Origin of the sequence: Sulfurospirillum oryzae (assembly GCF_025770725.1) — a bacterium.
In the GTDB taxonomy this organism is placed as follows: Bacteria; Campylobacterota; Campylobacteria; order Campylobacterales; family Sulfurospirillaceae; genus Sulfurospirillum; species Sulfurospirillum oryzae.
In genome coordinates, this window is sequence record NZ_JANZKZ010000004.1 from 125270 (window position 1) to 144855 (window position 19586).

General features: G+C 41.4%; 23 protein-coding genes. 18 read left to right on the plus strand and 5 right to left on the minus strand.

Going from position 1 to position 19586, the window contains the following annotated elements:
- The first annotated feature begins 11 nt into the window (after window positions 1-11).
- Entirely contained in the window at window positions 12-2720 is a 2709-nt protein-coding gene (locus N0B29_RS10810; RefSeq protein WP_263833738.1) for a cation-translocating P-type ATPase, read from the plus strand.
- Here N0B29_RS10810 and N0B29_RS10815 read toward each other — a convergent pair.
- On the minus strand, window positions 2717-3172 hold the full coding sequence (locus N0B29_RS10815; protein WP_263833739.1) for an SRPBCC family protein: 456 nt from the start codon (window positions 3170-3172) through the stop codon (window positions 2717-2719). The genes N0B29_RS10810 and N0B29_RS10815 overlap by 4 nt on opposite strands.
- Entirely contained in the window at window positions 3169-3507 is a 339-nt protein-coding gene (locus N0B29_RS10820; RefSeq protein WP_263833740.1) for a c-type cytochrome, read from the minus strand. The genes N0B29_RS10815 and N0B29_RS10820 overlap by 4 nt, the downstream gene beginning before the upstream one ends.
- Window positions 3508-3631: 124 nt before the next feature.
- On the opposite strand from N0B29_RS10820, the gene N0B29_RS10825 reads away from it, so the two are divergent.
- Genes N0B29_RS10825 through N0B29_RS10835 form a run of 3 tightly spaced genes read left to right on the plus strand, consistent with a single transcriptional unit; the run spans window position 3632 to window position 5123 of the window.
- Window positions 3632-4033 carry a cupin domain-containing protein gene (locus N0B29_RS10825; protein ID WP_263833741.1) on the plus strand — a complete coding sequence of 134 codons (402 nt, stop codon included), beginning with the start codon at window positions 3632-3634 and terminating at the stop codon, window positions 4031-4033.
- 38 nt (window positions 4034-4071) lie between these two features.
- Window positions 4072-4899: a mechanosensitive ion channel family protein gene (locus N0B29_RS10830; protein WP_263833742.1), complete on the plus strand. Its 828-nt coding sequence runs from the start codon at window positions 4072-4074 to the stop codon at window positions 4897-4899.
- On the plus strand, window positions 4896-5123 hold the full coding sequence (locus N0B29_RS10835) for a DUF2798 domain-containing protein (protein WP_263833743.1): 228 nt from the start codon (window positions 4896-4898) through the stop codon (window positions 5121-5123). Before N0B29_RS10830 ends, N0B29_RS10835 begins: the two co-directional genes overlap by 4 nt.
- A 168-nt stretch (window positions 5124-5291) precedes the next feature.
- Here the strand turns inward: N0B29_RS10835 and N0B29_RS10840 are convergent, their stop codons facing one another.
- The gene (locus N0B29_RS10840; protein ID WP_263833744.1) at window positions 5292-6083 is read right to left on the minus strand and encodes an RMD1 family protein; all 792 of its coding nucleotides are present in this window, start codon (window positions 6081-6083) and stop codon (window positions 5292-5294) included.
- A 160-nt stretch (window positions 6084-6243) separates the two neighbouring features.
- On the opposite strand from N0B29_RS10840, the gene N0B29_RS10845 reads away from it, so the two are divergent.
- From N0B29_RS10845 to proC, 5 genes are read left to right on the plus strand one after another with little or no spacing between them, the layout of a single operon-like run.
- Window positions 6244-7599 (plus strand): TolC family protein, encoded by a 1356-nt coding sequence (locus tag N0B29_RS10845; RefSeq protein ID WP_263833745.1) that lies wholly within the window; start codon window positions 6244-6246, stop codon window positions 7597-7599.
- The gene (locus tag N0B29_RS10850; protein ID WP_263833746.1) at window positions 7596-8786 is read left to right on the plus strand and encodes an efflux RND transporter periplasmic adaptor subunit; all 1191 of its coding nucleotides are present in this window, start codon (window positions 7596-7598) and stop codon (window positions 8784-8786) included. Before N0B29_RS10845 ends, N0B29_RS10850 begins: the two co-directional genes overlap by 4 nt.
- A complete protein-coding gene (locus N0B29_RS10855) occupies window positions 8786-9496 on the plus strand; it encodes an ABC transporter ATP-binding protein (RefSeq protein WP_263833747.1) in 711 nt (236 codons plus the stop codon). The genes N0B29_RS10850 and N0B29_RS10855 overlap by 1 nt, the downstream gene beginning before the upstream one ends.
- Entirely contained in the window at window positions 9493-10713 is a 1221-nt protein-coding gene (locus N0B29_RS10860; protein ID WP_263833748.1) for an ABC transporter permease, read from the plus strand. The genes N0B29_RS10855 and N0B29_RS10860 overlap by 4 nt, the downstream gene beginning before the upstream one ends.
- A 38-nt stretch (window positions 10714-10751) precedes the next feature.
- The gene (proC, locus tag N0B29_RS10865; RefSeq protein ID WP_263833749.1) at window positions 10752-11498 is read left to right on the plus strand and encodes a pyrroline-5-carboxylate reductase; all 747 of its coding nucleotides are present in this window, start codon (window positions 10752-10754) and stop codon (window positions 11496-11498) included.
- Between the two features lie 33 nt (window positions 11499-11531).
- On the opposite strand, the gene N0B29_RS10870 is transcribed toward proC, so the two are convergent.
- On the minus strand, window positions 11532-12452 hold the full coding sequence (locus N0B29_RS10870) for a D-alanyl-D-alanine carboxypeptidase family protein (RefSeq protein WP_263833750.1): 921 nt from the start codon (window positions 12450-12452) through the stop codon (window positions 11532-11534).
- A gap of 207 nt (window positions 12453-12659) precedes the next feature.
- On the opposite strand from N0B29_RS10870, the gene N0B29_RS10875 reads away from it, so the two are divergent.
- Genes N0B29_RS10875 through N0B29_RS10915 form a run of 9 tightly spaced genes read left to right on the plus strand, consistent with a single transcriptional unit; the run spans window position 12660 to window position 18980 of the window.
- Window positions 12660-13439, plus strand: coding sequence for a TOBE domain-containing protein (locus N0B29_RS10875; RefSeq protein ID WP_263833751.1), 780 nt, complete (start codon window positions 12660-12662; stop codon window positions 13437-13439).
- 11 nt (window positions 13440-13450) lie between these two features.
- A complete protein-coding gene (modA, locus tag N0B29_RS10880; RefSeq protein ID WP_263833752.1) occupies window positions 13451-14200 on the plus strand; it encodes a molybdate ABC transporter substrate-binding protein in 750 nt (249 codons plus the stop codon).
- Window positions 14193-14594 carry a TOBE domain-containing protein gene (locus tag N0B29_RS10885; protein ID WP_263833753.1) on the plus strand — a complete coding sequence of 134 codons (402 nt, stop codon included), beginning with the start codon at window positions 14193-14195 and terminating at the stop codon, window positions 14592-14594. Before modA (N0B29_RS10880) ends, N0B29_RS10885 begins: the two co-directional genes overlap by 8 nt.
- Window positions 14587-15285 (plus strand): molybdate ABC transporter permease subunit, encoded by a 699-nt coding sequence (modB, locus tag N0B29_RS10890; RefSeq protein WP_263833754.1) that lies wholly within the window; start codon window positions 14587-14589, stop codon window positions 15283-15285. Before N0B29_RS10885 ends, modB (N0B29_RS10890) begins: the two co-directional genes overlap by 8 nt.
- Window positions 15282-16139 carry an ABC transporter ATP-binding protein gene (locus tag N0B29_RS10895; protein ID WP_263833755.1) on the plus strand — a complete coding sequence of 286 codons (858 nt, stop codon included), beginning with the start codon at window positions 15282-15284 and terminating at the stop codon, window positions 16137-16139. Before modB (N0B29_RS10890) ends, N0B29_RS10895 begins: the two co-directional genes overlap by 4 nt.
- 9 nt (window positions 16140-16148) lie before the next feature.
- On the plus strand, window positions 16149-16862 hold the full coding sequence (gene modA / locus N0B29_RS10900) for a molybdate ABC transporter substrate-binding protein (protein WP_263833756.1): 714 nt from the start codon (window positions 16149-16151) through the stop codon (window positions 16860-16862).
- A 1-nt stretch (window position 16863) separates the two neighbouring features.
- The gene (gene modB, locus N0B29_RS10905) at window positions 16864-17529 is read left to right on the plus strand and encodes a molybdate ABC transporter permease subunit (protein ID WP_263833757.1); all 666 of its coding nucleotides are present in this window, start codon (window positions 16864-16866) and stop codon (window positions 17527-17529) included.
- A gap of 42 nt (window positions 17530-17571) precedes the next feature.
- Window positions 17572-18393, plus strand: coding sequence for a ModD protein (gene modD, locus N0B29_RS10910; RefSeq protein ID WP_263833758.1), 822 nt, complete (start codon window positions 17572-17574; stop codon window positions 18391-18393).
- Complete coding sequence (locus tag N0B29_RS10915) at window positions 18393-18980, plus strand: IMPACT family protein (protein WP_263833759.1); 588 nt, start codon at window positions 18393-18395, stop codon at window positions 18978-18980. Before modD ends, N0B29_RS10915 begins: the two co-directional genes overlap by 1 nt.
- Here N0B29_RS10915 and N0B29_RS10920 read toward each other — a convergent pair.
- Window positions 18975-19541: a YceI family protein gene (locus tag N0B29_RS10920; RefSeq protein ID WP_263833760.1), complete on the minus strand. Its 567-nt coding sequence runs from the start codon at window positions 19539-19541 to the stop codon at window positions 18975-18977. The two genes, N0B29_RS10915 and N0B29_RS10920, sit on opposite strands and share 6 nt — an antisense overlap.
- Between the last annotated feature and the right edge of the window lie 45 nt (window positions 19542-19586).

Sequence of the window (19586 nt, forward strand, 5' to 3'; positions counted from 1 at the left end):
CCAAATATTTTATGACACGTAAACATGTAAATTGGCATGCACAAGACTCGCAAGAGATTTTGGAAGCTTTACATGTAAACGAATATGAGGGCTTATCTTCGGATGAAATTGGAAAACGTCGATCACAGTATGGCGCCAATATTTTGAGTAAAAAACAAGAAGAGTCGGCTTTAAAACTCTTCTTGCTTCAGTTTCACCAACCCCTTGTTTACATTCTTCTTCTAGCGTGTGTCATTATGGCGCTTTTAGAAGAGTGGATGGATACAGGGGTTATCTTTGCCGTTGTCTTTATCAATGCGATCATTGGTTACATGCAAGAGTCCAAAGCGCGTAAAGCCATTGAAGCACTCGTCAGACTGAGCCGTAGCAATGTGATGGTTCTTCGTGATGGTAAAAAGTTTCTGCTTGAATCTTCCTTGATTGTTGTTGGCGACATCGTACTGCTTTACTCCGGCGATAAAATTCCTGCGGATGTCAAACTTCTGCACTCCAAAGAGCTTAAAGTTGATGAGTCTTTACTGACGGGCGAGTCACTTTCTGTTGAAAAAAGCGTGGGCGTAGTGCATGCTGATACCCCTTTAGCCGATCGTGTCAATATGCTTTTTGCCTCAACACTGGTGACCTATGGACAGGGAATGGGTGTTGTGGTCAGTGTGGGAGATGAGAGCCAACTTGGCAAGATCAACGCAATGATTTCACAAGCGGATGTCCTCCAAACACCTCTTACGAAAAAGCTTGCCTTTTTTTCTAAACGCATACTTTATGGTATTTTAGCGATGGCAGGAGTGGCGTTTGTCATTGGTATTATTCGTGGAGAAGAGCTGGTCATCACTTTTTTAGCGTCCGTTTCGATGGCGGTAGGGGTTATTCCCGAGGGATTGCCTGCTGCGATGACCATCATTCTCGCGATCGGGGTGGTAAAAATGGCACGTAAAAATGCCATCATCCGCAAGCTTCCCGCCGTAGAAACACTGGGGAGTACGACGGTTATTTGCACCGATAAAACAGGCACTCTTACCCAGAATGCAATGACAGTTACTGAAATCATGGCGGGTGAAAAAGCTTATACACTCAGTGGTAATGGGTATGATCCCAATGGTGAGATTTTAGAAGAGGGTATGCCCGTTACACTCCAGAAAACGACGCCACTTTATGAAGTGTTAGTGTGTGGTGTGCTGTGCAATACTTCGCATCATGTGAATGTGGAGGGTGTTTATACGATAGAAGGTGACCCAACGGAGGGGGCGCTTATTGTCTCTGCACTCAAAGCGGGCATCAAAGAGGAGCTGTTGAGCCAAGAGTTTGAACACGTCGATACGCTTTCCTTCGAGTCAGAACATCAGTATATGGCGTCAGGTTATAGCACGTATGGTGGCGCATCTTACCCTGTTTATGTTAAAGGCTCAGTAGAAAAAATCTTAGAGCGATGCGATGTTTACATGGATGCACAAGGAGCACTCTTAACGATTGATAAAGAGGGTATTTTAGCCCATGCAAATGCAATGGCAAGCAAAGGACTACGCATTTTAGCCTTTGCAAAAGTGCATCTAAAAGAAAAAACCAATCAACTTGGGCACCATCACTTGCAAAGCGGGCTTATTTTTTTAGGTCTTCAAGGGATGATCGACCCACCGCGTTTAGGTGTTATCGAAGCGCTTCAAAGTTGCTATCATGCTGGTATTTTGGTCAAGATGATCACAGGAGATCATAGCATAACCGCTTTGTCTATCGCACATTCCATTGGGTTAAAAACGGATGAAGAAACGCCTGTTTTAACCGGCAAAGAGATGGATGCTCTGAGCGATGAATCATTAGCGGCGCTGATTGAAAAGGTCAATGTCTATGCTCGCATCGCACCTGAGCAAAAATTGCGTCTGGTCAAAGCACTTCAATCACTTTCTCATATCGTCGCCATGACAGGGGATGGGGTCAATGACGCTCCTGCTCTTCGCCAAGCTAACATTGGAATCGCTATGGGCATAGCAGGTACCGAAGTTGCCAAAGAGTCCGCCGATATGATCTTGACAGATGATAACTTCGCTACACTCGAAGATGCCATCGAAGAGGGACGTGTGGTCTATGACAACATCATTAAGTTTATCACATGGGTACTTCCTTCCAACATGGGCGAGGGGCTTATCGTCATTTTTGCGATTATTTCGGGGATGACACTGCCGATATTGCCGTTGCAAATACTCTGGATCAATATGGCAACCGATAGCGTTTTAGGCATCATGCTCGCGTATGAGCCTAAAGAGAAAAACTTGATGGATCGACCACCGCGCAATGCTTCTGAGCCTATTTTAACCGGAGTGCTTATTTTTAAAGTCTTTTTGGTGGGTACGATACTGTTCATCAACGCTCTTTGCGCATTTTACTATGTGCAAGATTTGGGTATGAGTGAAGAAGTGGCGCGCACCTTAGTGGTCAACATCTTTGTTTTTGGCGAGATGTTCTATCTTTTCAACTGCCGCTCTTTGACCTACTCTATGTTCCAAATAGGCTTTTTTAGCAACCCTTATCTTCTCTATGGTGTTGTGAGTATTATCGTTTTTGAACTACTTTTCATCTATGCACCTTTTATGAACGTGATGTTTAAAAGTGCACCTCTAGGCGCTTTAGAGTGGGGTATGACGTTGGCTTCAAGCCTTGTCGTTTACGTTGTCATCGAGTTTGAAAAAAGATTTACAAGTAAAAGGCGTTTACAAAAAATAAGTTAGAGATTTTTAGCGTGATTTTCAAAGCGAAAGTGCGCTTGCGTCATCTGATGGCGGTAAGCAAACATGGCATCCATATCTCTTTTCACAAACCAAAAAAAGAGTCTTTGTAAAAAAGGAATGGGTGGCGCTAGCGTGATGGTCTCTTCCATACGCGTGCGATTTTCACTTTCTGCTCTAAAACGTCGTTCATGCCTAAATGAAGCAAATGGACCTTTTAACATCACATCAACAATACTATGAGGGCAGTTCTTCTCAAGTGCCATTTCCCATCGTGTTGTGATTCCAAATTTTTTAATGTCGAGTACGACGCTATTAGGTTCCATCTTCACAATGTTCACTTTTATAGAAGGTGGCGTGATGAGCGGAAGGTTGTGTGTATCGGTATGAAATGCACACACCTCTTGAATCGAGGCATCTAAAACGCATGTATAGTGAAGGGTAAAATATTTCATTGGCTCAGTCTTGCATCGTACAGATATGAAGCGATCTCTTGAAGCGTCTCTTTATCATACCCAAGCGAAGGCATCAACCCATGTTTTTTAATAGCTTCTGGCATTAAAGTTGTTTTGGTATTGGGTTGTGCGATCCAATTCACCATAAATGCCACAAATTTTTCTTTGGTATCAAACATTTTTTTATAGGCATGTTGTACTTCCTGAATGGCGGGGGCAGAATTGGGTGAAGTGATGGCATGACATGTCACACAGTTGCCATTAAAAAGTGTTTCACCCAGTGATGCGGCACTAAGAGAAAAAGAAAAAAAGGCAAGTAAAAGTAATTTTTTCATGGGTTAACTTTAGTTTAATTTATGGCATCATTGTATCAAAAGTCATTTGTTAACAGCTTTGATGTAAGTCATAAGCTTTTACATGTAAAGTAAAATAGTTTAAAAATTCCCCAAAGGATCGATCATGCAAAAGGTTTTGTGTTCTTTAGTACTGCTTTTTTCTTTTACATTTGCCGCTGGCAATGTCGAGTCAGTAACCCTTGCCAAGTCCGACAAAAGTTGGGATGGCTCAAATTTGCCTGCATATCCCAAAGAAGCGCCTGAGATTTCAGTTTTGAAGATCACCATTCCTGCACATACGGAGCTTCCACTTCACAAACATCCTATCATCAATGCGGGGTATATGGTAAAAGGCTCACTTAAAGTTGTGACGGATGAGAACAAAACATTGCATCTTAAAGCGGGTGACGCGCTCATCGAAGTGGTGGACAAGTGGCATTATGGTGTGAATGAGGGCGATGAACCCGTTGAGATTGTCGTCTTTTATGCGGGAACAAAAGCGAGCGCTTATTCCATTAAAAAATAGTTTTGTTATAATGTGAAAAATCTCCTAAGGAGTGCAAAATGGATACAGAACTGCAAACGCTTCAAAAGTTTTACAATATCGTCATTGAGTTTTTGACCCATTACAGTTTCCAGCTTTTAGGTGCGTTTATTATTGTCATCATCGGATGGTTTGCAGCGAAATATGTTTATGCGCTTTTGATGCGGGTGTTTGAGCGAAACCACTTTGATATTACGCTCTCTAAGTTTGTCGCAAGCGTTGTCAAAATGCTTATTTTTGCCGCGATGATTGTGATAGCACTTGGTAAAGTGGGCATATCTATCGCTCCTTTTGTCGCTGCCATTGGTGCGGTTTCTTTGACAGCAGGTTTGGCACTTCAAGGCAGTGTTTCAAACTATGCTGCAGGTGTTTTGCTCATCATCTCTCGTCCGTTTAAAGTCGGTGATACGCTTTCCATTAGCGGTTTTTACGGTGTGGTGGAAGAGATAAAACTCTCCTATACTGTGCTTCGCAATGAAGATGAAGAGCTCATCACGATTCCTAACAAAAAGATGATCGGTGACGTACTGGTAAACTCTTTTGATGTGCGTGTTGTGGAGTCTGGCATTGGTGTGGCGTATGAGGAAGACCCTGCTAAAGCGATAGCGCTCATCAAAGAGGTGTTATCGAGCTTTAAAGACGTTTCAAAAGAGCATAAACCCGTTGTGGGTATCGCAAAATTTGGTGATAGTTCCATCGAGCTTGGACTTCGTTACTGGGTTCCGACCAAGAGTTATTTTAAGACGCAATATGAGGTCAATCTGGCACTTTATAACATTTTACATGTAAACAATATCAGCATTCCGTACCCTCAAAGAGAAGTGCGCATTTTAGGAGAAAAAGTTTGATTCCAAAGAAGTATGAGTTTATAACGTTTGCCTTTTTTATGTCATTGTTTATGACTTTGTTAATGTCGTTTGTCATTACACTAATTAATGTTGGATTTAGTGAAGCTTTTTTCTTTCAATGGTTTGGAGCATTTTGGCGAGCTTACATTATCGCATTTCCTGCGGTTTTAACCGTTGTACCACTCGTTCGAAAACTCGTGAAAAAGTTGGTTGCAGAGCATTGATTCAATAGACTTCTTTCATAACCTATTAAAGCAAGAGTATTGAGACATAGCACATCACTTTTTTAAAGTAAAAACATTGCCATAGCTTCGGCTATGACTCAATTTTTACTTTAAAAAATTAACGCACTCTGTTCAAACTCTTTATGCTTCAAAGGTTATGAAAGAAGTCTAATGTTTAAAAAATTCGATGAGTCCCATCACGATCTCGAAACCAATAAGTCCTATGATGATCCATTCTAAAAATTCACTGTGCTTTTGGTTGAAAAGATCCAGTGACATACTAATGTCTTCTTTGAGGTGAGTGAGCTTATGCTCGACAATCTCGAAGCGATCTTTGAGCTCTAGGATGGAGGAGAGTCTGTTGTAGAGCTTTTCTGCTTCTTCATTATCCCATAAGATGTTGGGTTTGTCTAAGAGCAATAGATCGCTTACCATACCATGTTGAATGCTCATCAAACTCCGTGCAAATTCGATAAGCTTGGAGCGTTTCAAAAGCGAGTAACTTTGGGTAAGATCAAGGAGTTGTTGGCTTTTCTCAAAATGTACGTTGAGATCTTGCTCATACTTCTCTAAGCCCACGCTTTGGGAGACGACAAGAGCGATGATAACGAGAAAAAGCGAAAGTGGCTCTTTGAGGATGATTTGCTCATTGTTCACTTTACATGTAACCTCTAAATCTGGCTCAATGAGAATCGGATAATCTTGGAAAATGGTGTTTTGCTCAAAAGAGTCAGCGTCTTTTATACCTAGTTTCAAGAGGGCTTTGTAAATGGCTTCCTTTTCCCAGTTGATGAAGGTGAGGACATTGAATTGGGTATAGATTAAAAACGTTTCGCGGTATTGCCAATAAAATGCTTTTTCGATGCCTTTTTTTAACGAGCAGTCCAGTCGTGTTTCTATTTCATGTTTAACAAAAGGGGTGGGAAGAGAAATCGAAACAAGTGAAAACGATGCAGCCATAGGAACTCCTTATGCAAAATCATTTTATATTGCATAGTATACATCCAAATCAAAACTAAAGCATTACATGTAAAGAAGTGTTAACAAATTCATGCTAATATTAACGCAATAAATTAAGAAAGTTCTTGTAGGACTTTCCAGATAATTTCTAAGGATGCCAATGCGTTTGAGGTTTATAGGGTGTATGGTTCTTGGCATGATAAGCGTGCTTGTGGCAGAAGATGATCCGTTAGATACAAGGTCCCTTTTGCCAAAACAGCAAGCGACGTTTGTAACATGCGCAACGACCGATCTTACCAAGTCTTTAGGACTTTGGGATGTGGTTATGGCGGCACTGTGTAACAACCCGCAAACGAAAATTGCGTGGCAAACATCGCTTTATCAGGCTTCTTTAGTCGGTGTTAGCCGCTCTGCGTACTTGCCAACACTCAGTGCTACAGGTTCTGTTCTTAAAAGTGAAAGCAGTGAAACAAAAAGTGGCAATCAAGAAAACATAGGTGTTACACTCTCCTATTTACTCTATGATTTTGGAAAGCGTGATGCGACGTATGACAATGCAAGAGCCCTTTTAGATGTGGCACTTTTTTCGGAAAATGGCACGATTCAGAGCGTTTTTCTCTCTGCTATTCAAGCCTACTACACACTTTTTGGCTCAAATGCCTCATTGGAAGCAAGTCTCGAAGCTGAACGTTCCGCAATGGAAAGTCTTAATGCGGCAAAAACACGTTATAGTGTAGGAACTGCCACACCTGCTGATACCCTGCAAGCCCAAACTGCCTATTCACAAGCGATGCTCAATCGCATTCAAGCAGAAGGTAGTGTCAAGAGCGCACAAGGAGAACTCGCAAGCGTTTTAGGACTGATGCCAGATACCACCATTGGGTTGCAAAATCCACAGCTCTCTATTCCCAGTGATACGTTTGAAAAAAACATAAAAGCATTGATGGAAGAGGCTCAAAAACTTCGACCTGATTTGATGGCGGCGAGTGCTAAGATCAAAGCAGCAGAAGCCAATGTCAAAGCCGCCAAAGCGGATAATATGCCTACCTTTTCACTCTCAGCGACGTCAGGACACACCGATACCGTGTTTAATACATCACAGAGAACGTCTAGCATTGGGCTTTATGTGAGCATTCCTATTTTTACAGGTTATAACACAAAGTATAAAGTGCAAGCGGCACAGCAACAGCTCAAAATCAACGAAGCAGAGTATGAAAAACTCTCCCAAGATGCTAGTTTAGAAGTGTATAAAACGTATCAGACCTTGGTGAGTGAAACCCAAGCCACACGCACCAGTAGCGACCTTGTAGCCAGTGCGCAAGCTTCGTATGACTTAGCTCTTGGCAGGTACAAAGCGGGTGTGGGAACCATACTCGATCTTCTAAGCGCGCAAAGCGCACTGGCGAGTGCCAAACAACAACATATCCAATCACTTTATAACTGGTACATTACCAAAGCAAGCCTTGCTAAAGCGATGGGCTCGCTTGATTTTTCAACGATAAAAGGACAACCATGACCCTCTTAAAAAAGATACTTTTTCATAAATTGAGCATTTTTATTGCACTCATAGCACTCAGTGCTGGCGGTTACATGGTATGGAAAGAGTACACCAAAGTGCCATTGGAAGCAAAGTATAAATTTCATACACTTGAAAATGGCGACATTACACAAAGTGTTGCTGCCAATGGAACACTCAACCCTTTGGTTTTGGTAACCGTAGGTACGCAAGTCTCCGGTAAAGTCATTAAGCTTTATGTGGATTTTAATGACCGTGTTGAAGAAGGACAGATTTTAGCCGAACTTGATCCGGCTCTTTTAGATGCACAAGTTGCACAAAGTGCCGCCAGTGTCAAAAGCGCTGAAGCCTCTTTGGAACTTGCTATGGCAAATGAAAAAAGATCACGTGGGCTTTTTACTAAAGAGTACATTTCTAAGCAAGATTTGGACTCTTCTGTGCAAGCACTCAAATCCGCTCGCGCCGCATTAGACCTTGCGCGTGCCCAGTCTCAAAAAGACCGTACCAATCAAGGCTATACGATTATTCGCTCCCCCGTCTCTGGTGTCGTAGTGGATCGCCAAATCGATGTAGGACAAACAGTGGCAGCAAGCTTGCAAGCACCTGTACTTTTTAAAATTGCGCAAGATCTTAGAGAAATGCAGATTGACTCAAACTTCGCAGAAGCAGACATTGGTCGTATCAAAGTGGGGCAAAATGTCAACTTTGCCGTTGATGCCTTTCCCAATAACTCCTTTAGTGGTGTTGTCAAACAAGTGAGACTCAACGCCACAACAGTTTCAAACGTTGTTACATACGATGTCGTCGTCACCCTTAAAAACCCTGATGAAATACTAGCCCCTGGTATGACAGCGTATGTGAATGTTATTCTTGCCGAGAAGAAAAATATTTTGGTTGTACCTAATGCGGCATTACGCTATAAACCAACTGAACTTCAGGCAAAAAATGGGGCACAAAATAATAGTATGAAAGCTAAAAAAGAGAAAAAAGAGACAAATTCGGCGATACTTTACGTGTTTGAAAATGGCGAGCCAAAACCTGTCAAGGTGACCACTGGTATTACCGATAACCGTTTTACAGAAATTATCTCAGATGGATTGAAAGTAGGCGATAAAATTATTCTTGAAGAGACAAAATCTACTGCAAAAGCAACCGCAGCAGGTAGTCCAATGGGAAGACCGTTTTAATGAACGAAGTTATCAAAATTACGCAGTTAACAAAAAACTACTACACCGATGCGGGTGAAGTATGCGTGCTTAAAGGCGTTGATATTACCATTCACAGTGGCGAATTTGTTGCCATTATGGGACCTTCGGGGTCTGGTAAATCAACTTTTATGAACATCCTAGGCTGCCTTGATAAAGCAACTTCGGGCGAATACTTTTTAAATCAAACCAAGACAACCTCTTTGAGTAAAAATGATCTTGCAACGCTTCGCAACCAAGTCATAGGCTTTGTCTTTCAAGGCTTCAACCTCTTGCCACGTAAAAGCCTTATTGATAATGTAGCTCTTCCTTTAGTCTATGCGGGGATAAGCTCTGCTGAACGAAAAATAAGAGCCAAAGAGATGCTTAAAAGCGTGGGGTTGGAAGCCTTTGGAACATACCTTCCAACGCATATTTCAGGCGGTCAGCAACAACGTGTTGCCATTGCACGTGCGCTTGTCAATAACCCAAAACTTATTTTAGCGGATGAGCCTACGGGAAATCTTGATACCAAAACAAGCCAAGAGATCATGCAGCTTTTTAGTGAGCTCAATGAAAAAGAGGGCATTACAATCGTATTGGTCACGCATGAGCCAGATATTGCGGCGTATGCGAAACGACTGGTAAATTTTGTGGATGGCAAAATACAACACGATGGACCAACGGCACGTATGATGGAGAAGGCACAATGACATTTATAATGCTAGCAGAAGCATGGAGTGCTATGGGGGCTAATAGGCTTCGTACATTTTTAACGATGCTTGGAATGGTCATTGGCGTGGGTGCGGTTATCTTGATGTCTTCCATTGGTGCTGGAACGCAAGCAAAAGTCAAAGAGTCCATCGCTTCGATGGGAAGTAATCTTTTTATTGTTCTTGCGGGTTCTATGACTTCTGGAGGGGTTCGTATCGGAAGTGGAGGGGTTCAGACTTTGACGATTAGCGATGCAACGGCGATGGAAGAGATCGATAGCATTTCAGCAACAGCACCTGTTTCTTCAGGTTCTGCTCAAATGGTTTATCAGTCTGCAAACTGGAATAGCCAAGTGACAGGCACGACACCATCCTTTTTTCTAATACGTGATTGGGCACTTGAGAGTGGACATCCTTTTATGGATTCGGATGTAAGAGGTGCGACCAGAGTGGTTGTTTTGGGTAAGACGATTGCCCAAAATCTTTTTGGAGATGAAGAGCCTGTGGGTAAAACCATTCGTATCAAAAACAGTCCTTATATTGTGGTGGGTGTGCTTGCCAAAAAAGGGCAAAGTTTAGATGGTAGAGATCAAGACGATACCGCGATGGTTCCAATCACCACAGCACAAACCAAACTTTTTGGTAGCCAGTTTAAAGGTACGGTACGGTTTATCATGGTGCAAGGGCGCTCTGAAGATACGATGGATAAGGCAGAAAAAGAGATGACACAGCTTCTTCGCCAACGCCATAAATTGCGTGATAGTGTGGAAGATGACTTTACGATTCGCAACCTCACAGCCCTTGCCAATACAGCAGAAGAGACAACCAAAGCCATGTCTTTGATGCTCGCAGCCATTGCGTCTATTTCGCTCTTGGTTGGGGGCATTGGCATTATGAACATCATGCTGGTTTCTGTTACGGAGCGTACACGTGAGATTGGTATTCGTATCGCTATTGGTGCGAAACAAAATCATATTTTATTGCAGTTTTTACTCGAAGCGTTGATGATTTCCATCATCGGTTGTTTTATTGGTGTGTGTGTGGGCGTTGGTGGGGCGTATACGGTGTCGTACTTTTTCCCCATTAGTGTGGTGATTACGCAAAATTCCATCATCATCTCTTTCTTGGTTGCAACAGGCGTTGGCGTCTTTTTTGGCTTCTACCCCGCACGAAAAGCGGCAAATTTAGAGCCTATTGAGGCGTTGAGGTATCAGTAATTGCGCTATAATTCTTCAAAATTAACATAGGAATGTCAATGAAATTACTTTTAATTGGTGCTGGCAATATGGGTGGAGCAATGCTTCAAGGGTTACATGTAAAAGATATTACAGTGGTTGAAGCGTATCCACCGCGCGTTAAAGAGCTCCAAGAACTCTATCCTACGATTAAAATTGTGCAAGAAATTCCTTCATTAGAAGGCTACATTGTCATTCTTGCGGTTAAACCTCAGTCCTTTGGAACTTTGACGACTAAAGGCATTGCGGAGGGCGTTATTTCAATTATGGCTGGGGTTAGTTTAGAAAAACTAAAAGCAGGCATTATGGCAAAGCATTACATTCGCTCTATGCCAAATATGGCAGCTCTTGTACGAAAATCGGCAACCTCTTTGTGCGGTGACGTTGCTTTAAAAGAGGACGCGATGGATGTTTTAAGCTCAATTGGCCGCTGTTTTTGGCTAGAGAGTGAAAAAGAGCTTGACATTGCCACTGGACTTTCAGGTTCAGCTCCAGCGTGGATTGCCTTGGTCGCAGAAGCTTTGAGTGATGGCGCGGTCAATCTTGGAATGAAAAGAGAGATTACCTATCAATACATTGCAACGCTCTTTGAGGGAGTGGGTGAAGTGCTAAAAACAGAGCATCCTGCACTTTTAAAAGATAAAGTCATGTCACCTGCTGGAACAACTGCCGCAGGTTATGCAAAACTTGAAGAGGGCAAGGTAAGAGATAGTTTCATCAAAGCGATGGAAGCATCGTATGAGAGAGCAAAGGGTTTTTCAAAGTAGAAGAAGCTTAAGGGCTTGTCATAAGACAAGTCCTTAAGCGATTTTATGTGCTTTTTTCTTGGTTGAGGCTGTTTTCTTTGTATTTTTAGAAGGGACAGTTGCTTTCTTAGCACTTCTTGTTTCTGTAATATCCGGTAAAACATCTTCAAAAATCGTCTTCACGTCATTCCATCGGTGTTCGGAGTTAAGCATAACGACTAAAATATCTTTATCATCTTTTTTAGCTCTAGCAATCAAACATGGACCTGCTTTTTGTGTGTATCCTGTTTTGATGCCTACAGCGTACTTATAATTGTTAAGAAGTTTGTTATGGGTATAAGCGGCATAGCCTCTTTTGGTATTAAGTGCTTGAAAATCATGGCGTTTCAGCTTTGCCATATCGTTAAACGCGTTGTTCTTGATAGCATATTCACTAAGGGTTAAAAGATCAAGTGCGGTAGAGTAATGATGGCCAAAATTACTACTGTCAAAACCACAAGGATTCGTAAAGTTAGTGTTTTTCATGCCAATTGCTTTTGCTTTGCGATTCATCATTCCTACAAATTTATCGACATCTCCATCGCCTAAATAAACGCCTATACTCATGGCTGCATCATTGGCGGACATAACCATGGCAGCTTTTACAAGATCTCGAAGGTAAAATTTTTCACCTACTCTAAGCCCTGCTTTTGTCGGTTCGACTTGAATCATCTCTCGTGTGATGGTGACGACATCGTTCATTCTGCCACTTTCAATAGCAAGGACAGCTGTCATAATTTTGGTTAAACTAGCGGGTTGATTGATTTTTTGTTCATCTTTTGCAAAAATAAGTTGTTTACTATTGAGATCTTTAGCAATGATAGAGTCTGTGTTACGTTTGATACGGTCAGCTGTCTCTTTGTCAAGATAGGCTGCGCTAAGGGAACTGGTTACGATACATACGCCGCAGAAAAGCGATAAAAGTTTTTGGGTCATGCTGCTCTTTTTTAGGAATTGATTTTTTCCATTTTAGTGAAAGTTTCTTAAAAATTTCCTTTTAAAATGGCTAAAATAGCCACTTTGCTTCAAATGATGAAAAATTAAACATAAAGCGTTATAACGCTTAAGGTAATAACGTTATAATGCTTCCAATATTTTAATGCAGATCTATCGTTATATACTTAAACTACATAAGGAAGAGAGATGGAAGGGATTGCCTCTGGTGTGATCAGCTTTGACAAGCCAGTTCTTTTAGAAAAAAGGATTAAATTGCTAGAAGCTATTGCAGAAACTGGCTCTATTAGCAGTGCTGCCAAAAGAGTAGGGCTTAGTTATAAAGCAGCATGGGAAGCTGTTGATACGATGAATAATCTTTCTCATAATCCTTTAGTTGTTCGTGTAACAGGCGGTAGTGGAGGTGGTGGAACGACGCTAACACCCTTGGGGGAAGAAGTGGTTGCTAATTATTCCGTTTTAAAAAAAGAGTATGAGAGGTTTTTAAATCGGCTTTCTACTATGGGCAACTTTGAAATGAACAGTTTAAAACACATACAAAGGATTGCAATGCAGATAAGCGCACGTAACCAGCTGATGGGAAAAATCGGCGAGATCAAACAAGCAAAGGTCAATGCAGAGGTAAGCGTTGTGCTCAAAAGTGGTGTTATCCTTGTCTCGACCATTACCAACAGTGCGGTGGAAGAGTTAGGATTAGAAATTGGTGATGAAGTGGTTGGCATCATCAAAGCATCTTCTGTTTTGATTTCCAATGTGATTGACATCGCAACCAGCGCTCGCAATAAGCTTGTGGGTGTTGTCACCGACATTAAGTTAGGCGAAGTGAATGCGACGGTAAGTGTGGACATTGGTCAAAACGATGTGATCATTGCAACCATAACAAGCGAGTCGGTTAGAAGTTTAGGGCTAACGGTTGGAACACGCGTGTGTGCCATTATCAAATCCAGCAGTATATTAATCGGAAAATAAAAGGAGCTTCCATGTTAAAAGTATTGATTGCCAGCGTCGTATTATCAGTTTCTCTTCTTGCAGGAGAGATTAGTGTTGCGGTTGCCGCCAATTTGAGTGACGTCATCGAGGTTTTTAAAGCAGAGTTTGCCAAAACAAACCCAAATACTAAAGTCAACACTGTTTTGGGTGCGAGTGGTAAATTTACAACACAAATTAAAAGTGGTGCACCGTTTGATCTTTTTTTAAGTGCCGACATGGGTTTTCCTGAGAACCTTTACGCTGAGAAAATCGCGGTGACAAAACCGGTTGTTTATGCCAGTGGTGCTTTAGCGATGGTGAGTATGAAAGGATTTGATTTAAGTAAAGGTATTGCCGTATTGGATGATCCTAAAGTAGAGAAAATCGCAATTGCAAATCCAAAAACAGCACCTTATGGAGCGGCAAGTATTGAAGCGTTTAAAAATGCAAAATTGTTTGAAAAAGTTGAACCAAAACTTGTTCAAGGCGATAGCATTTCTCAGGCATTACAATTTTCCATTACAGCCGCAGATGTAGGCTTTGTTAATGCTTCCGCTTTTTACAGCGATAAAATGAAAGAGTACAAAAAAGGGGTTCAATGGGTGGATGTTGATCCAAAACTTTATACACCTATTGCTCAAGGAATTGTTCTTTTAAAACAAGCGGAAAACAATGCAGAAGCCAAAGCGTTTTATGACTTTGTTTTAAGTGCTAAAGCCAAATCGATCTTTAAGAGCTACGGATACTTGGTCAATGAATAGACTAAGGGCTGTTGTTACAGAAATAGAAGGAGAGCAGAACCTGCACATCATTACTTTTGACTGTGCAGGGAGTTCACTTAAAATGATGGGACTTGATCTGCCCAAAGGTTTACATCTCAATAGTCATGTCATCCTTGGTATCAAGCCTTCCCATGTGGCGATTGCTAAACATCTTAGTGGAGAGCTGAGTTATTCTAACCAGCTTCAAGCAACCATTGCAAGCATTGAAAATGGAAAATTACTGAGCAATATTCTTTTACATGTAAAAGAGAGTGACGTTCAAAGTTTCATCACGCTCTCTTCATCAAAACGAATGAATTTACAAGTAGGTGAGCAAGTAACCCTTCTTATAAAAGCAAGTGAACTTTTTGTTTTGGAGGTGCTGGATGCTTGAAAAGCTAATGGGACTTGAATTTACACCTTTTTTAATTTCGTTTAAACTTGCGTCCATTACCACTGCCATTTTATTTTTTATTTCGCTTTTTATAGCGTGGAATTTATCGCAAAGCAAGTCACGACTCAAGCCTATTTTTGAAGCCATTACCGCCCTTCCGATCGTTTTGCCCCCTTCAGTTTTAGGTTTTTACATTCTCTATGCGCTTTCATTTCACTCTCCCATTGGACGCTTTTTTCAAGATGTGTTTGGGGTCAAATTGGTTTTTAACTTCACAGGTTTAGTGGTAGCAAGCTGTTTTTATTCGCTTCCTTTTATGGTTCAGCCCTTGCAGAGTGGCTTTGAAGCATTACCAAAAAATATGCTTGAAGCGTCGTATATTGCTGGTAAAAGTAAACTCAAAACACTTTTTTGTGTGGCACTTCCTAACATTAAACCTGCTTTGATGACGGCGGTAATTATCACTTTTGCTCATACCGTAGGAGAATTTGGTGTGGTTTTGATGGTGGGTGGAAGTATTCCTGGCGAGACAAAGGTCGCCTCTGTGGCTATTTATGAAATGGTGGAGATTATGGATTATACCAGCGCTCATATTTACAGTGCCATTATGGTTAGTATCAGCTTTTGCGTGCTTTTAGGTGTTTATATTTTTAATCGCAAACAGAGCCATCATGTAGGAGGCATTGCATGATCGAAATTGATGTTCAAAAAGAGCTTCTAGGCTCTCTTGGCAAAATGGACTTACATGTAAAGCTTTCGATTGAAAAAGAGAGTTTTGTAGCACTTTCAGGTCAAAGTGGCAGTGGAAAAACAACACTTCTTCGCATTTTAGCAGGACTAGAGCGTGCACAAGGCGAGATAAAAGTCGATGATGAGGTCTGGTTAGATGGTTCTCACTCCTTGCCACCCCAACAACGAGGCATTGGATTTGTGTTTCAAGACTATGCGCTTTTCCCCAATATGAGTGTTTTAGAAAATTTGCTTTTTGTGCGTAAAGACAAAGAACTTGCTCGTCAACTTTTGGATTTGACTGAGCTAGTAGAGTTGGCACACAGAAAACCTGCGACACTCTCAGGTGGGCAAAAACAGCGTGTGAGTTTGTGTCGTGCGATGATGAACAGACCTAAACTTCTTTTAATGGATGAACCTCTCTCCGCACTCGATCCCTTGATGCGAAATAAGCTCCAACATGAGATTTTAACGCTTCACAAAGCGTTTGGGACAACGACCATTATGGTGAGCCATGATCCGAGTGAAATTTATCGTTTAAGTTCGCGTGTGGTGGTGCTTTCACAAGGCAAAGTGATGCAAGATGGCGATGCTAAAAGTGTGCTTCTTCGTACGCAAGGAAGTCAAAAGTTTTCGTTTGAGGGAGAGCTTTTAGATATTGTAAAAGTGGATGTGATTTACATCGCGATCATTTCTATTGGTCAGCAGATCGTTGAAGTGGTGTTGGATGCGAGTGAAGCTAGAGATTTACATGTAGGCGATGTGGTGAGCATTGGAACCAAAGCGTTTGCTCCTATCATCCAAAAGCTCAGGTAAGGACAAAAAATGAAAAAAATAGTCTGCTTCATGGCAATTGCTCTTTTGTGCAACGCTTTTGCGGATGATCTTAAAATTGCCGTTGGTGCTGGGTACAAAAAACCAGTCGTGGAAGTTTTAAAAGTTTATGAAGAGATGACGCATAGCAAGATAGATGCGATGTATGGCAATATGGCGCAAATCTTTGCCCAAGCTAAACAGACAGAAATTGCGCTCATCATTGCCGATAAAAAGTTTCTAGAGAAGCAAAAAGAGCTTAGTTTTACCAACTATCAAAAAATAGGGGATGGCATTGCTGTTATTGCATACACTAAGGGTGTTAGGTTTGATGGAATTGAAGATATCACAAAAGAGAGCATTAAAACCATTGCGATGCCAGAAGCTAAAAAAGCGATTTACGGTGATGCGGGTATGGAGTTTTTGCACAATGCAAAGCTTTATGATGCGCTAAAAGAAAAACTCTTAATCGTAGCAACTGTGCCTCAGGTAAGCTCTTACGTGAGTACGCATGAGGTGGATGTGGGCATTATGAACCTTACCGCAGCGCTTGATAGCATCGATAAGATCGGTGGATACATCAAAATCCCTCAAGAGTACTACACCAAAATTGAGATCGTCTCAGGAAGTTTAAAAGCATGTGAAGCTGATAAGGCGTGTCAAAACTTTATCGCTTTTTTACAAACACCCAAAGCTAAGGAAATTTTTACGAAATATGGGCTTTGAGATGGTGCAGATTTGGCACCCCTTGGTGTTAAGCCTTAAAACATTGAGTGTTGTTGCTTTGCTTTTAGTGGTTATAGGAATTCCTTTAGCCTATTTTCTTTCAAAAGAGAATCTCAAGTACAAATGGTTTATGGAAACTTTAGTAACGCTTCCTTTGGTCTTTCCGCCCATTGCTATTGGCTTTTTACTGTTGCTTCTTTTAGGAAAGCATGGTTGGCTTGGAAGTTATCTTAATCCTCTTGGTATACGCTTTATTTTTGACTTTAATGGGCTTGTTTTAGCGGGTTTTGTTGCCGCTTTGCCGCTCATGGTCAAACCCTTACAATCTGCGATTGAACTTTTTCCAAAAACCATCAAAGAAGCAGCGTATATCAGCGGTAAAAGTGGATTGCATACCCTTGTTTTTATTATTTTGCCTTCCATCAAAAAAAGTGTGATGGCGGCACTTCTTATCGCTTCTGCGAGAGCACTTGGCGAGGTCGGCATTACGTTGATGCTAGGTGGCAATATCGTAGGGAAAACAGACACCATCTCTTTAGCTATTTACAATGCTGTTTTCGATGGCGATTATCCTTTGGCACTGCTTTTATGTACGATTTTAATTGTTATCTCTTTGGCTGTTTTTACAGCACTTCATTTTTTTCAAAAAAATGAAAATTTACTTTAGCTTATTTTTGTTACAATATTTTTAAATAATAAAGGCTTTCGCATGATGGACATGATACGTGAAGATATAGGGCTTATCGATATGACCACTGTTGGGTTGGAGATTGGTCATTTGCAAGGTAAAATTACCTTTGCACCCAAGCGAGCACTTGTTTTATGCGGTGCAGAACTGGTTGAAGAGATTTGCCTAAAGATGAACCTTCAAGTCAAGCGTTTTAAAAGTAGTGGCGATAAACTGGAAGCAGATGAGCTCATTTTAGAAGCCTATGGGGATGCGGAGCATCTGCATTATGTCTGGAAAGTATGCCAAAATATCTTAGAGTACTCCTGTGGGATTGCCACGAAAACACATGAAATGCTCACTCTTGCAAGAGCCGAAAATCCTCATGTTGAACTGCTGACAACCCGTAAAATTTTCCCGCGCACCAAAGAGCTCGCTTTAAAAGCAATTTATGCAGGCGGAGGCGCACATCACCGTTTAGGGCTGTATGATTCGGTTCTCATTTTTAAACAGCACCGTGTTTTTTTTGAAAATGATGCCGCATTTGAAGCACAATTTTTAAAAATGAAGCGTAAATTTTTGGAGAAGAAAATCATCGTTGAAGTTGAAAATTGTGAAGAAGCTCTCTATTTTGCAAACCTTGGTGCAGATATTTTGCAATGTGAAAAAATGACTCCAGAACAGTTGCAAAACTGCATTTATGAAGTGCGTAAAAGTTCTCCAGCAGTGCTCTTTTCTGCAACCGGTGGTGTTGGCGAAAAAAATATTGCAGAGTATGCCAAAGCAGGAGCTGATTTTATTGTAACGTCCTCTCCTTATCATGCGAAGCCAGCAGAGATTCGTGTTGTGATTGAGCGAGTGTAATGCAGACCATAGAGCAGATTTATACCGCTGAGGTTGAAGAAAAAAAGTCGACATTTTTAGCGTATCTTTGCCCAATGAGTGCATTTGAATCTTTACATGTAAAGCTCAAAAATGAACATCCCAAAGCAGCACACATCGTTTGGGCAAAGCGTTTTTATAATGAGTACCGCCAAGTGGTGGAAAATAATTCAGACGATGGTGAACCAAAAGGTACGTCTGGTCCACCCGTGCTTAATGTAATGCGCGGTGTTGAGCTCATTGAAGCGGGGCTTTTGATCGTGCGTTATTTTGGAGGTATAAAGCTTGGAACGGGTGGGTTGGTGCGAGCCTATGGAAGCAGTGCCAAAGAGGTCATTGCGCACGCTAAACTTGTCCCTTTTGTCTTTAAAGAGGTTCTTACATGTAAAACTGAGTATCCGCGCGTACCACGCTTTGAGCACTATACGTCAACACACAATGTAACGATTGTTAAAAGAGAATTTGAAAGCGATGGTGTGGTGTGGCAGTTAGAGGTGAGCGAAGAAGAGAAAGCGCAGTTTATGCTCTTCGCCCAGCCTTTTGAAAGAGATGGTTTTAAACTTTTATAGCTCGATTGCTTCAACATCAATCGAAAGGTTAACATTCTCATCAACGGTCATGCCGCCACCTTCAAGGATTTTGTTCCATGTCAGACCAAAATCTTTACGGTTAAGCTTGCCCTCTAATGTAAACCCAACTCTCTGATGCCCTTGAAAATCTTTAATGACACCATGAACCTTACTCTCTAAGACAATATCTTTGGTGACGCCATGAATGGTAAGTTTTCCATACACTTTGCCATCTTTCATTGAAGTCATGACAAAGTCAACCGTTTTAAACTTGTCAGCATCAAAAAAGTCGCTACTTCTTAGATGATCATCACGTTTAGTAATCCCTGTATCAATGGATGAAGCTTCAATTTTAGCACTGAGTTTATTGAAAACTTTTTTATCGGTGTCAAAGTCGATGTCAGCAGTGTAGGTGTTAAAGTTACCCTTTACGTTGGAGATCATCATGTGTTTGACTGAAAAACCAATGTTGGAGTGCGTGTTGTCGATAACAAACTCTTTCGCCTCTGCAAAAGAGAAAAGAAGAGCCAATGCCATAAGCGGTTTGTAGAGGTGTTTCATGTGTTATTCCTTTCCTAAATAGATAGGAAAAGTATAGTCGTACGT